The sequence below is a fragment of the Mesorhizobium sp. P2_C5_2 genome, from assembly GCF_056404535.1.
The window spans coordinates 49142-61513 of sequence record NZ_JBFUDV010000012.1; the positions used below are offsets into that span (position 1 = coordinate 49142).

General features: G+C 63.2%; 12 protein-coding genes and 1 pseudogene. 5 read left to right on the top strand and 8 right to left on the bottom strand.

Annotated elements, in window-relative coordinates; translation table 11 throughout:
- Positions 1-226: 226 nt before the first annotated feature.
- The 4 genes from AC1D1B_RS30235 to AC1D1B_RS30250 all read left to right on the top strand — a co-directional run bounded on the left by AC1D1B_RS30235 (position 227) and on the right by AC1D1B_RS30250 (position 3681).
- Positions 227-1066: a hypothetical protein gene (locus tag AC1D1B_RS30235; protein WP_477337076.1), complete on the top strand. Its 840-nt coding sequence runs from the start codon at positions 227-229 to the stop codon at positions 1064-1066.
- A gap of 436 nt (positions 1067-1502) precedes the next feature.
- Positions 1503-2858, top strand: a complete 1356-nt coding sequence (locus AC1D1B_RS30240; RefSeq protein WP_477337078.1) for a selenium-binding family protein — start codon at positions 1503-1505, stop codon at positions 2856-2858.
- A complete protein-coding gene (locus AC1D1B_RS30245; protein WP_477337080.1) occupies positions 2855-3226 on the top strand; it encodes a 2Fe-2S iron-sulfur cluster-binding protein in 372 nt (123 codons plus the stop codon). Before AC1D1B_RS30240 ends, AC1D1B_RS30245 begins: the two co-directional genes overlap by 4 nt.
- A gap of 5 nt (positions 3227-3231) precedes the next feature.
- Positions 3232-3681 carry a CoA-binding protein gene (locus tag AC1D1B_RS30250; RefSeq protein WP_477337106.1) on the top strand — a complete coding sequence of 150 codons (450 nt, stop codon included), beginning with the start codon at positions 3232-3234 and terminating at the stop codon, positions 3679-3681.
- Between the two features lie 99 nt (positions 3682-3780).
- Here AC1D1B_RS30250 and AC1D1B_RS30255 read toward each other — a convergent pair whose 3' ends face one another.
- The 8 genes from AC1D1B_RS30255 to AC1D1B_RS30290 all read right to left on the bottom strand — a co-directional run bounded on the left by AC1D1B_RS30255 (position 3781) and on the right by AC1D1B_RS30290 (position 11941).
- A complete protein-coding gene (locus AC1D1B_RS30255; protein WP_477337082.1) occupies positions 3781-5010 on the bottom strand; it encodes an NAD(P)-binding domain-containing protein in 1230 nt (409 codons plus the stop codon).
- Positions 5011-5069: 59 nt separating this feature from the next.
- Positions 5070-5627: an OsmC family protein gene (locus tag AC1D1B_RS30260; protein ID WP_023679231.1), complete on the bottom strand. Its 558-nt coding sequence runs from the start codon at positions 5625-5627 to the stop codon at positions 5070-5072.
- Between the two features lie 357 nt (positions 5628-5984).
- Entirely contained in the window at positions 5985-6968 is a 984-nt protein-coding gene (locus tag AC1D1B_RS30265) for a substrate-binding domain-containing protein (protein ID WP_477337084.1), read from the bottom strand.
- Between the two features lie 69 nt (positions 6969-7037).
- Complete coding sequence (locus tag AC1D1B_RS30270) at positions 7038-8090, bottom strand: ABC transporter permease (protein WP_477337086.1); 1053 nt, start codon at positions 8088-8090, stop codon at positions 7038-7040.
- A complete protein-coding gene (locus AC1D1B_RS30275; protein ID WP_477337088.1) occupies positions 8090-9607 on the bottom strand; it encodes a sugar ABC transporter ATP-binding protein in 1518 nt (505 codons plus the stop codon). The genes AC1D1B_RS30270 and AC1D1B_RS30275 overlap by 1 nt, the downstream gene beginning before the upstream one ends.
- The gene (locus AC1D1B_RS30280; RefSeq protein ID WP_477337090.1) at positions 9604-10602 is read right to left on the bottom strand and encodes a LacI family DNA-binding transcriptional regulator; all 999 of its coding nucleotides are present in this window, start codon (positions 10600-10602) and stop codon (positions 9604-9606) included. The genes AC1D1B_RS30275 and AC1D1B_RS30280 overlap by 4 nt, the downstream gene beginning before the upstream one ends.
- Before the next feature lie 316 nt (positions 10603-10918).
- Positions 10919-11368 carry a GFA family protein gene (locus AC1D1B_RS30285; RefSeq protein ID WP_477337092.1) on the bottom strand — a complete coding sequence of 150 codons (450 nt, stop codon included), beginning with the start codon at positions 11366-11368 and terminating at the stop codon, positions 10919-10921.
- Positions 11369-11401: 33 nt separating this feature from the next.
- Entirely contained in the window at positions 11402-11941 is a 540-nt protein-coding gene (locus AC1D1B_RS30290) for an isochorismatase family protein (RefSeq protein WP_477337094.1), read from the bottom strand.
- A gap of 304 nt (positions 11942-12245) precedes the next feature.
- Between AC1D1B_RS30290 and AC1D1B_RS30295 the strand changes: the two are divergent.
- Positions 12246-12372: pseudogene (locus tag AC1D1B_RS30295) on the top strand (ISAs1 family transposase); the annotation flags it as partial.

Genomic DNA, 12372 nt, shown 5'->3' on the forward strand with positions numbered 1-12372 from the left:
TGCCACCGCCGGCGAGTGAACTTACCCCCATCGAGCGCATGGAACGCAACCACCACCGCATCGGCCCTCCCCGTGGGTATGGACGAATCCAATCATGCGCAATATGGATGGGGGTACGGTCTGCCGTGGCGCTTTCGCGCTGAGGCAGGCGACGTTCGTTCAATGACGCTGCGCCGGGCGCCTTTGACGCCGCCCTGCAAAAGTGTCGACATCGGGGGACCTGGTCATGACTGACGACAACAAGCCGGCCGCAGACGTTACCAAGGATTGGCAAGCATCGCAGGGCCAGAAGGCCGGCGCCTCGCGGCTGCGCCTTTTCGCAGCGCTCTCGTGGATCATTGCCATTGGCGGCGAGATCGCTGGGATTGTCTTGCTCTACAAGCACAAGTTCGACCACGGAAACCTGCCGCTGCTGATCGGCATTCTGGTCGGGATCGCGATTTTCGCCATCGCCGGCAGCCTGCTTTGGAAGGCGGCCAACAGGAAGGATCCGGCCCGCGCATCCGAGACATTCAGGTTCTTCGTCCAGAACCAGCTCGGCGCGATCATCACGCTGATTGCCTTCCTGCCGCTGGTTCTCTTGATCCTCAACGACAAGAACATGGACCCGAAGAGCAAGAAAGTTGCCGGCGGCATCGGCGCGGTGCTCGCCGTGGTTGCGACGCTGATCGGGGTCAGCTACCAGCCCCCGTCGGTCGAGCAGTACACGCAGGACATGAACGCGTGCGCGACCCAGATCAAGGCGGGGCAGCCGACCACGGCCTGTTCACCCGAGGTCGCCGCCCAGGCGCAGGCGATCGCCACCGACTCCACCACGGTGGCTGATGCGACCAAGGACGCGGCACACCCCGCCGGCCAGGATGTCGTGTACTGGATCGCGCCGGAAAACGGCGCCGCGAAGTCCGACACGGAGCATGTCTTCCACCTCTGCGCCGCCGTCAGCCCGCTGAAGGACAAGACCGTCAACAGCGGCTCGGTGACGGAAGCCTACGCCCAGAACGCCATCCGCATCACCAAGCAGATCGAGATGGAACAGAAGCAGTGCGGGTTCACGACCACGCCGTGAATGAGCCTGTGTTCTGGGGGGCTGATGGACAGACAAGTGGCGTGCCTGAAGGCGGGCGAGAGAACAAGCACGTGCCTACAGGACGCCAGCGCGCTATGAGCGGACGTGTCGGAACCGAGGGCTGAAGTCGCATTTTGGCCGAAAGCGGAATGGCGGCTTCGAGGCTCGGAAGGCCAGAAGCGGACCTTTAAGCGCCGTGCTGACCTGGTTACGGTTCGCTGCCATACGCTCCGATGATGATTGGGCCGCTGCAAGGGTTCTCAATAACCCTCGGGCGGTCAATACGTGGTGTCCCACGGGGGCTCTGTCGCCAAGTTGTACGTCACGTGCGCACTTCACAAGCCACCCCGGCCATGGCGCCAATGCCAAGCATGCACTAACATTCCAGCTCGACCCCGTTGGGGCTGGCCAGTGATCTGTTCAAAGGGAAGTACCCATGACCAATCATTGCTGTGGACCGGGCTATGCTTCTCCAGCCGAGGCGATGACGGCACCTCGCGAAAAGCTGCTCTATACGATTGCCATCTACACCGGCACGGGCATTCAGAAGCCGGACTATCTGTGCACCATCGATGTCGACCCGGAGAGTTCGACCTACAGCCAGGTGATTTCGCGTTTGCAAATGCCGGGCATTGGCGATGAGCTTCATCACTCGGGCTGGAATGCCTGTTCGTCGTGCCATGGCGATGCGAGCATGGAGCGGAAATATCTGATCGTGCCGGGTGTGCGCTCGTCAAATCTGCATATTGTCGATTGCGGTACCGACCCGCGCAGCCCGATACTGTTCAAGGTGATAGACGGCGCTGAAATCAAAGCCAGGACCAACCTGTCGGCGCCACACACGGTGCATTGCCTCGGCTCGGACATCATCGTTTCCATGCTTGGTGACGCCCAGGGCAATGCCCCCGGCGGCTATTTGCAACTCAGCAAGGAGTTCGAGGTCGTCGGCCGCTGGGAAAACTCCATGGGCAGTATCAAGTTTGGTTATGATTTCTGGTACCAGCCGCGACACAACGTAATGGTCAGCTCGGAATGGGCCGCGCCCAATACCTTCATGCCTGGCTTTGACCTGGAAGAGGTTGGTCATCTGAAATATGGCCGAGAGATCCATTTCTGGGATTTTGAAAAGAAGGAGCCAAAGCAAACATTCTATCTCGGTGAAGATGGCTTGATCCCACTGGAAGTGCGATTCCATCATAACCCCGACAGCAGTCACGGCTTTGTTGGCGCGGCCCTTTCTGCAAATATCATCCATTGGTGGAAGGACGCGGCGGGTGACTGGCAATGGGAAAAAATTGTCGATGTCGGCAATGAGCCACATCCCGAATGGCCGATACCAATACCGGGCGTGATCTCGGTCATTCTGCTCAGCATGGACGATAGATACCTCTATCTGTGCAACTGGTTGCATGGCGACATTCGTCAATACGACATCTCGGACCCTCACAACGCCAAGCTTACCGGACAAGTGTGGATGGGCGGACTTCTCGGCCGTGCGCCCGAGGTCAACGGCGTGAAAGTGACTGGCGGGCCGCAGATGATACAACTCAGCCTCGACGGCAAGCGCCTCTATGTGACGACCTCGCTCTTCTCGACCTGGGACAATCAGTTCTATCCGGAAATCCGCACCAATGGCGGATGCATGCTGATGGTCAATTGCGATACGGAAAACGGCGGCATGGAAATCGATCCGCTATTCGTTGTTGATTTTGGTAAGGAACCAAATGGACCAAGCCGCTGCCACGAAACCCGTTATCCCGGCGGTGACTGCACGAGTGACATCTGGGTATGACCAGCTTCACCATCACTCTCGCCAATCAAGGCGGTGCGGCCTTTGACGTCGATCACCGCAAGCCCCTGTTGCAAAGCTTGCGCGAGCAGGGAGTGGATCTGCCGTATGGGTGCAAGTATGGCGGCTGCATAACCTGTGCAGCCAAAATAATCAGCGGCAAGGTCGATCAAAAGGCGCAGCGGGCGCTGAACAACCGCCAGATCAACAATGGCTACATAATCCTCTGCGTCGCCCGCCCGATGAGCGACTGCACGCTGGAGGTCGGCGTTGAAAGCCACGACAAGCTCTATCGCAACCCCTTCCTCGACCCCCTGGCTCCGCATGAGTTGAAAGCCGACATTGCGACCCCGTTGGAAGCAAAGAAATGACCCATATGAATCATGACGAGCCCTATTCGGAGGCTTATCTGCAACACATTCTGAAATCGGTCAAAACCATAGCGATGGTGGGAGCGAGCCCCGACAAGACCAAGTTTTCCTATGGTGTTCTCAGGGTGCTGCACGAAACCGGCTATGACATGATCCCGGTCAACCCCAGTTCCGGTCTGGATGAAATTCGAGGGCTTAAGGTGTATCCGTCACTGGCGGCCATCGACCGGCCTGTCGATATGGTTGAGGTTTTTCGCCGCTCCGAGGATTTGCTGGAAGTTGCACAGGAGGCCATCGCAATCAATGCCAAGGTTCTGTGGGCTCAGATTGGGGTGCGCGATGACGCTGCCGCCCAGTTGGCGGAGGAAGCGGGCTTGAAAGTGGTGATGAACCGCTGTCCCAAGATTGAGCTGTTCCGCCCCTTCTGGAAGCCAAAGCTGCATTTGGGAATATGACTGCAGGGGCGCAGAATTCGGGGTTGTCACGGCAACCAACCTGTTTCCTTTGACGCAATTCCGGACGGAAAACCGGTTCACACTTTTCCTGGAATTGCTTTAGCCGGTTGAACTTTGCCTGAGGTACGATGCCAGATGATCGCTGAGATCACGCGCGTCGTCGCCAGCGCCGTCGATCAGAGCAGACTTGCGGCGGCGCAGAAACTGCGTCCCCATCAGGTATAGGCCCGGATGTTCCACTACACCGCCGTCGTGACGGACGTGGCCCTTGCGGTCGAGGACCGGCAGTTCCAGCCAGGAGTAGTCCGGCCGGTAGCCGGTGGCCCAGATGATCGTCCTGATAGAGCCTCCGGCAAGATCGAGGCCGAGCGGCGGGTTGTCCTCGACACGGGTCGGCGGCGGGCGATCCGGCGGCCCGACCGTAGCGTCCAGGCCGTTGGCGCGCGCCCATTCGTCGATGAGGTCGAGCAGCCGGGCCATCTTGAGATCGGAAAGCGCGCACATGTTGCGCAACGACCCCGCAAACTGGGCCTTGCCGTCTTCGGTGATGCCGGCAAGACGACCGACGAGCCTGACGCCGAGGTCGACCAGCGCATTGAGGTCGAGGGTGGTGCGGCCGGGCGTGCCGGCAAGCTGCAGCGAGGGAACCCGTCGCGCCCGCCTGATGTCGTCTACCTCGTCGTAGCGCTCGTCGAGCACGCCGGCAGCGTCCATCCACCATTCCAGGTCCTTGCCGCGATAGACGCGGGGCGCCCTTATGTGCTCGCCCACCGACAGGGTCACTTGACGCCCCGAACGCTGCAGCTCCAGTGCGATCTGAGTGCCGCTGGCCGACGCGCCCGCCACCAGCACGCCACCGTCGGCGACCTGACCCGGATTGCGGTAGGACTGCGCCGTCAGCATGGCGACCGACGGCGGCACGCGGACGGCGAAATCGGGCAGGCGCGCGACATTGCACGCGCCCGACGCCAGCACGACGGTCCGACACCGCCACTCGCCGCGGTCCGTGCGCACAAGATATCCCGCCCCGTCGCTGCGAACCGAGGTAACGGTCGTGTGGGTTCTGACCGGAGCCGAGATCACCTTGGCATAGGTGCCGAGGAAGTCGATCACCTCGGGCATCGTCCGGTAGCCGTCGGGGTCGTCGCCTTCATAGCGGAAGCCCGGCAGCCGGCTCTGCCAGTTCGGGGTGAGCAGCCGCAGTGAATCCCATCGCTCGGTGCGCCAGGTATTGGCGATCTCGCCGCGCTCCAGCAGCACATGGTCGATAGAGCGCTCCGCCAGGCAGCGGCTCATCGCGAGCCCCGCGTGCCCGGCGCCGACGATCACTGTGGTGACGGAACTAATCGCACCCTCTCATCAGGAGAGTCTACGGCCCGAAGTGCCTTTCAATTCACCACGACCGTGACGTTCGTCGGATTGGTGACAATGTCATAGACCGCCGACCGCTTCTGCGACTGAGCGACGATAGCCTCGATGTCCTCGCGCTTGGCGTCGGCGTCGATGTTGTATTTCACCGTGATGCCGCTGAAGCCGTTGCGCACGTCGCTGTCGATGCCGAGTATCCCGGCGAGATCCATGTCGCCTTCGATGGTCGCCTTCACCGACTTCAACTGGATGTTCCGGTTCTGGGCAACCGCGGCGATGCCGGCGGTCAGGCAACTCGCTAGTCCGACCAGCACGTATTCGACGGGCGTGGCGCCCTTGTCCTGGGAAGCGAAGACCTCCGGATGGTCTGCGTCGAATGTGAAGGTGGTCTTGCGATGCTGATCCTCGCCGAGACCGTAGAAGCTCTCGACCGACGAGTGGCTGTGGGTGCCATCCTTCCATTCGCAGGCCGCGCGCCACTTGAACTGCGCCGCCTCCGGGGCGTTGGTAAGCGCTTCACGTGCGCCGAGCAGCGCCTCTACGTTAACGCCGTTGTTTGCCTGTACTTCGGAAGCCATAATTATTGTCCTCCCTACCTTGCACTGGCTCAAAAACCCGACCGATCTCACTGACCTCCCGATCAGATTTCACCATGGCGCGGCATGCTATGGGTCGCGAAGCGTTTCTTCAAGTTGTTTCCGCAGCGGAATGTTCGCCCTCGTGTACCGAGTTGCGCCTTTGCAGGCTCTGGCGCGACCACGACCTTCAGCCTGGTCAATTGCAGTGTCTGCTTCCGGGCGGAGGCAAAGTTCGCCTCTATGGCCGACATGAGGCGCAAAGCTGCCGTTTTTCGGCATGGCCAGCGTTGCCCCCAAAGCAAACAAGGCCCCTTCCGGGGCCTTGCGCATCAACCTCAGTGGCGGGCTCTCCGCCCCTCACTTCCCCATCATCTGCTTGGCATTCTCGGCCGTGATCGCGGTCGTTTCCACCGTCACCGTCGGCTCCACCGAAGTGGCGCAGTCGAGCAGGATCTTCTTCGACATCTCGATCGCTTCCTTGGCACCCGTCGGATAGGTGAAAGTCGCGGCCCAGTCGCCCTTGGCGACCGCTTCGATACCGCCGGCCGGGCCTGGCAGGCCGTCGGTGCCGATGATCTTGACGTCCTTGCCCGCCCCCTTGGCGGCGAGCAGCGCGCCGGCGGCCATCATGTCGTTGGAGGCGTACAGCACCTTGATGTCGGGGTGCGCCTGCAGCATGGCGGCGAAGGCGACTTGCGCTTTGTCCGGCACCCAGTCGGCGGCCTGCTCGGCCACGATCTGGATCTTCGAATTTCCCTTCACGCCTTCCTTGAAGCCGTTCAGCCGCTCCACGGCCGGCGTCGAGCTCGGCAGGCCTTCCAGCACCGCTGCCTCGCCGCCATCGGGCAGCAGGGTCTTGGCGGTGTATTTGCCGGCTTCCTCGGCGATCTTGAAATTGTCGCCGCCGATGAAGGCGGTGTAGTCCTTGCCGGGGTCGCCGACCGTCTTGCGGTCAAGCTCGATGACCGGAATGCCGGCATCCATGGCGCGCTTCACCGCCGGCGTCAGCGGCGCCGCCTCGAAGGGCGAGATCAAAAGGATGTCGACCTTCTGGGTGATGAAATTGTCGACCTGCGAGGTCTGCGTGTTGACGTTGCCGGCGCCGTCGGCGATCTGCAGCGTGAAGCCAGGCACTTCCTTGGCCGCCGCCTCCAGTTCGTCATTGACGTGCTGGCGGTAGGGCTCGGCATTGTTGGCCTGCGAAAAGCCGATGATGAACTGGCCGTCCTTGGCGCAGGCTTTCACCATCGGGTCGGCGGCATAGGCAGAGCCTGCAATGCACAGGCCGGCGCCGGCCAGAAGCACGGCCTTGAGGGTCGATGCTCTTGTAGTCGTTGTCATTACTCTCTCCTCCTCGTCGGGCCGGGGGGCCAGACCTTGGTTTGACGTTCCTGTTTTGCCGTCTTCCTCCTAACGACCCAAACCCTCGCGGCGGCGAACGAGGGATTGAAGCACAGCCGCCAGAACGATGATCGCGGCGGTCGCGAGCAGCTGCATGGCGGGGGTGATGTTGTTGAGCTGCAGGATGTTGGCGAGTGCGCCCAGCATGATGGTGCCGGCGACGGTGCCGACCATCGAGCCGGCGCCGCCGAACAGGCTGGTGCCGCCGATGACCACGGCGGCGATGGCCGTCAGCTCATAGCCCATGCCGTCATTGGCGCTGCCGAAATTGAACTGGCCGGCGTGGACGATGCCGGCGAGTGCGGCGGCAAAGCCGGTGATGGCGTAGACCGAGATTTTCACCATCGAAACCGGCACGCCTGATATGCGCGCGGCGCGCTCATTTCCGCCGACGGCAAAGACATAGCGGCCAAAGCGCGTGGTGTTGAGCACGATGGTGGCGATTGCGGCAAAGACGATGAAGACCAGGGTCGCCACCGGCACGGTGTTGTTGAACAGGCGCTCGCCCAGCACGGCGAACACCGGAGGCGCCAGGCCCGGCCCGTCGCCATAGGAAATGTTGATGTACTGATTGCCTGACACAACCAGCGCCAAGCCGCGCGCGGCCTGCAGGCCGGCCAGCGTGACGATGAAGGGTTCCAGCCTGAAGCGCGTCGAGATGGTGCCCTGGATGGCGCCGAAGACGATGCCCAGGGCGAGCACGGCGAGGATAGTGGGGATCAGGCCAAAGCCGCCGGAGATCATCATCGAGGCGGTAACGACGCTGGACAGGCCAAGCACCGCTCCCACCGACAAGTCGATGCCGGCGGTGATGATGACGAAGGTCATGCCGATGGCGATAATGCCGGTCTCCGACACGGCGCGCACGATGTTGGCGATGTTGTCGGGGTTGAGGAACAGGATTTCGCCATGGCGGCGCGGCGAGAAGATGATGCCGCCGATCGCCACCAGCACCAGGCCGATCAGGCTCTGGAAGCGCACGATAAGCGCCAGCGGATCGCGATGCTTTGCAGGCGCCGCCGCCACGGGCGCGCTTGCCGCCGAAATCTTGTCGTCCGCCATCAGGCCTCCCTGCCATTTGCCGCGGCCAGCACCGTGTGTTCGTCGACGCCGCCCATGAATTCCGCCACATTGCGCCCCTGGCGCAGCACCACGATGCGGTCGCAGAGACCGATCAGCTCCGGCATTTCGCTGGACGCCACCAGTATGCCGAGCCCCTGTGCCGCAAGCGCCCGCAGCCGCGCGTAGATTTCGCCCTTGGCGCCGACATCGACGCCGCGCGTCGGCTCGTCGAGCAGCAACAGGCGCGGGTTGCCGAGGATTTCCTTGGCCAGCACCACCTTCTGCTGGTTGCCGCCGGACAGCGCGCCGACGGCGATATCCGGGTTCTTCGGGCGGATATCGAACTGGCCGAAGGACTGTTTCACCGCCTCGGCCTGACGGCTTGGCGACATTAGCCCGGCCGGTGAGATTCTGCGGATGACCGACATCACCAGATTGAGGCCGACGGCCATGCGCAGCATCAGGCCTGATCCCCTGCGGTCGTCGGTGACGAAGGCGATGCCCGCGTGGCGGGCAGCGCTGATGGAATCGAGTTTCACCGGCTTGCCCGATATGGCGACTTCGCCCTCCCAGCGGCCGGACAGGCCGGTGCCATAAAGCGCGGAGAGCAACTCGGTGCGCCCTGCCCCCATAATGCCGGCGAGACCGACGATCTCACCTTCATGGACATCGAGCGACACGCCTCGCGGCGCCTGCCAGCCGGCGCTGTCGCGGGCGAGCCTGAAGCTTGCATCGCGCAGGCTAAGCAGCGGTTTTCCCGCGGCCTTGGCACGCTGCGGATAGAGCTCGTCAAGGGGACGCCCGACCAGCAGCCGCACCAACTCGGCCTGCGGCGCGTGCGGCTCGGTAATCCCGGCGACACGACCGTCGCGCATCACCGTCACCCGGTCGGCAATGCCGGGCACTTCCTCCAGCCGATGGGAGATGTAGACGATGCCGACGCCGGTGGCGGCGAGCTTGCGCATGATGTCGAACAGCCGCTCGACCTCGCCCACGGTAAGGGCTGCCGTCGGCTCGTCCATGATCAGCACGCGCGAGGCATAGGACAGCGCCTTGACGATCGCCACCACCTGGCGCTGGCCGATCGACAGGTCGGCCACCATCGCCCCTGGATCGATGGCGATCTCGATGGCCTCCAGCCGCTTCTTCGCCTCGCGGCGCATTGCCGGCACGTCGAGAAAGCCGCCGGGACGCATCAGCTCGCGGCCGAGGAAGAGATTGGCCGCCACGTCGAGCGACGGCACCAGATCGAGCTCCTGGAAGATGGTGGCGATGCCCGCCGCTTGCGCCTCGCGCGGGTTGTTGAAGCGCACGGGTTTGCCGTCGATCTCGATCGTGCCTTCGTCCGGCGTGTAGACGCCCGAGAGAAGGTTCATCAGCGTCGACTTGCCGGCGCCGTTTTCGCCGAGCAGCGCATGGATCTCGCCCGCCTTGAGGTCGAAGTCGACGCCGCGCAGCGCCTGCACCCCGCCGAAGCGTTTGACGGCGCCGGTCATCACCAGAAGCGGCGCGGTCATTTCGGCCTCCCGCAGGAGGCGCGCGCCTGCAGCGTCGCCTGCAGCCGCACCGAGCGCGGCGCGGATGCGGTCGACGCGATGCGGGCGCTGAGCAGCGCCGCCGCCTGCCGACCGATCTCGGTGCAGGGCTGCTCGATCAGTGTCAGCCTCGGCTCGAAACAGTCGGCCCATTCGAAATCGTCGAAGCCGACCAGCGACAGATCGCGCGGGATGGTGAGACCTTTTTCGCGGATGGCGCGGACGGCTCCGATCGTCGTCATGTTGTTGCCGGTGACCAATGCGGTTGGTGGAGACGGCAGGGACAGGATGGCGTGCGTCGATGCGGTCGCCGCCGCCGTGTCGACATTCTCCGGCGAGACATAGTGCGGCACGCTTTCAAGTCCATTGGCGGCGAGCGACGCCTGAAACGCCTCGATGCGCTCGCGCGTCGTCGCCAGCCCCGGCTGTCCGGCGATGTAGCCGATGCGCTTGTGGCCGAACGAGGCGACATGGTCGATCAGCGCGCGCATCGCCGTGTCGTTCTCGACACCGATCTGGTCGAAGCGGTCATCGGCGAAGCGGTCGATCAAAACGCAAGGCACTTTTTTGTCGGCGAGATAGTCGATGGCGCGTTGCGGCGAGCCCGACGGCGCCAGGATGACGCCGTCGACGCGGCGCTGGTGGAAAGCGCGCACCACTTGCAATTCGCGGTCGGGATCTTCCTGCGTGTCCGAGAGAAAGACCATCAGCCCGAGCCGCGCGCATTCGGCCTCGACCGCGCAGATGATGTCGGTAAAATAGGGGTTGGAAATCGCCGAGATCGCCAGGCCGACACTGTTGGTGGTCGATGCCTTGAGCGACCGCGCCAGTTCGTTGGGCTGATAGCCCATGGCGGCAATGGCGTCGTTGATCAGCTTCGCCTTTTCCAGCGAAACGAAGCGCGTGTTGTTGACGACATGAGAGACGGTCGACACCGACACGCCGGCGCGCCGCGCCACTTCAGCCATTGTCGGCAAGACAATTCAGCGCCAGCAAGCGCTCCTCCCTATGCGTTTCCCGTCCGCTCTGATGGCGGATTTCGGGGAAGCTTAGGGTGATCGAAACGTTTGCGCAATCGATTCGATGGAATTTCTTCGATGAAGCTGCTGATCTCCCCCCTCGTGGGGAGATGGCCGGCAGGCCAGAGAGGGGCGCTGTCCGCCGGCGTATCAGCGTGTTGGAAGTGTCTGATTGTCGAGAGGAAAAGCGGCCGGCACCGTCGAGGGCGGCGATCCTTCGCGCCCCCCTCTGCCCTGCCGGGCATCTCCCCCACACGGGGGGAGATTGGAAGCTTCAGCGTCCCGCAAACTCCGCCACCAACCCTTCATAGTCCTCAAACGCCGGCAACGCCGCATAGCTGTGCACCGCAGGCGTCTCCGCCCAGGGCAGTTTCTCGCTGGTCCAGGTCTCGATGAACGGCGTGAACCAGCCGGGTTCGTCGAGCATGGTCGGGCGCAGATTGACGAACCAGTCGAGCCCTTCGGGGCGGGTGAACATCCAGCTCATGCAATGCGGGCAGAAATAGTGGCGCGAGGCGCCGTGCAGTCCGCCGATCACCGGCTCGCCTTGCGTGACTTCGAAGCCATCCGAGGGGATGGCGGCGCTCAGCGAATAGGCGCTGGCCGACATGGACTGGCAGCCGGTGCAATGGCAGGCCATGGTCAACAGCGGCTGTGCGGAAATTTTCAGCCGGACGCGTCCGCAGCGGCAGCCGCCTTCGGCGGGCAAGGTCAGGGTTGGCAAGGCAGTCTCCCAGTGTTCGGTGCGGTTAGCGTGTCAGGCTTCGGTCAGCGCCTGCATCGTCACCAGCGTGGCGCCCTCCTCGGCGAAGGCCGCATTGTGGCGCGCGATGATCTCGACTGCGGTTTCGCCTTCGGTGTCCAGTGTGGAATGCGCGTCGGACACCACCGTGACGGCGAGGCCTTCGGCCAAGGCGCCCTTGACCGTGCCAGCGATGCAGAAATCGGTCTGCGCGCCGGCGAGCACGACTTCATCGGCCCCCTGCCCGGCCACCCATGAGCCAAGCGCGGCATTCGAGAAGGCATTGCGGACGTTCTTGGAAAAGGTCGGCTCGTCACTGGCCTGGCCGAGTTCCGGCCACACCGGCCAGCCCGGCTCGCCCGGCGCCAGCGGATCGCCGGCCGGCCCGTCATGCCTGACGAAAGCGACCTTGCGGCCCTCGCGCCGCGCCCAGTCGATCAGCGAACGGGTACGCGCGGCGATGCCCGGCGCATCATGGATCGGCGGCTCGACGCGTCCGTCGAACATGTTGGTCTGGAGATCGATGACGATGAGGGGAGCGGGAGCTTTTGACATGGGCGCGAAGATAGCGCGGGAGGTGGGAGGGTCAAGGAGGCTAATCTCCCCCCTCGAGGGGGAGATGGCCGGCAGGCCAGAGGGGGTCGGTTCGACTGGGCTCGACGTACTGCGACCGATGGAGGCTAGCGCTTCACGCGCAGCGACCCCCTCTGTCGCCTTTGGCGACATCTCCCCCTCAAGGGCAGGGGAATCGCATATGGCGATTTTAGGCTTGAAGTTGGTTTGAGAAGGGATTCTTTGGGAAGGCAGTCTTAGCGAAGGAGCGACTGCCATTTCCAGCCTTGAGAGCTATTTCGGCGCGGTGCCTGACCCGCGCGCCGCCAACGCCACGCACCGGCTTGGCGACCTGATCGTGATGATGATCGCGGCAAGCCTGTGTGGTGCGAGCAACGCGACGGAGTTTTCGTTGTTCGCGCAAGAGCGCAAGC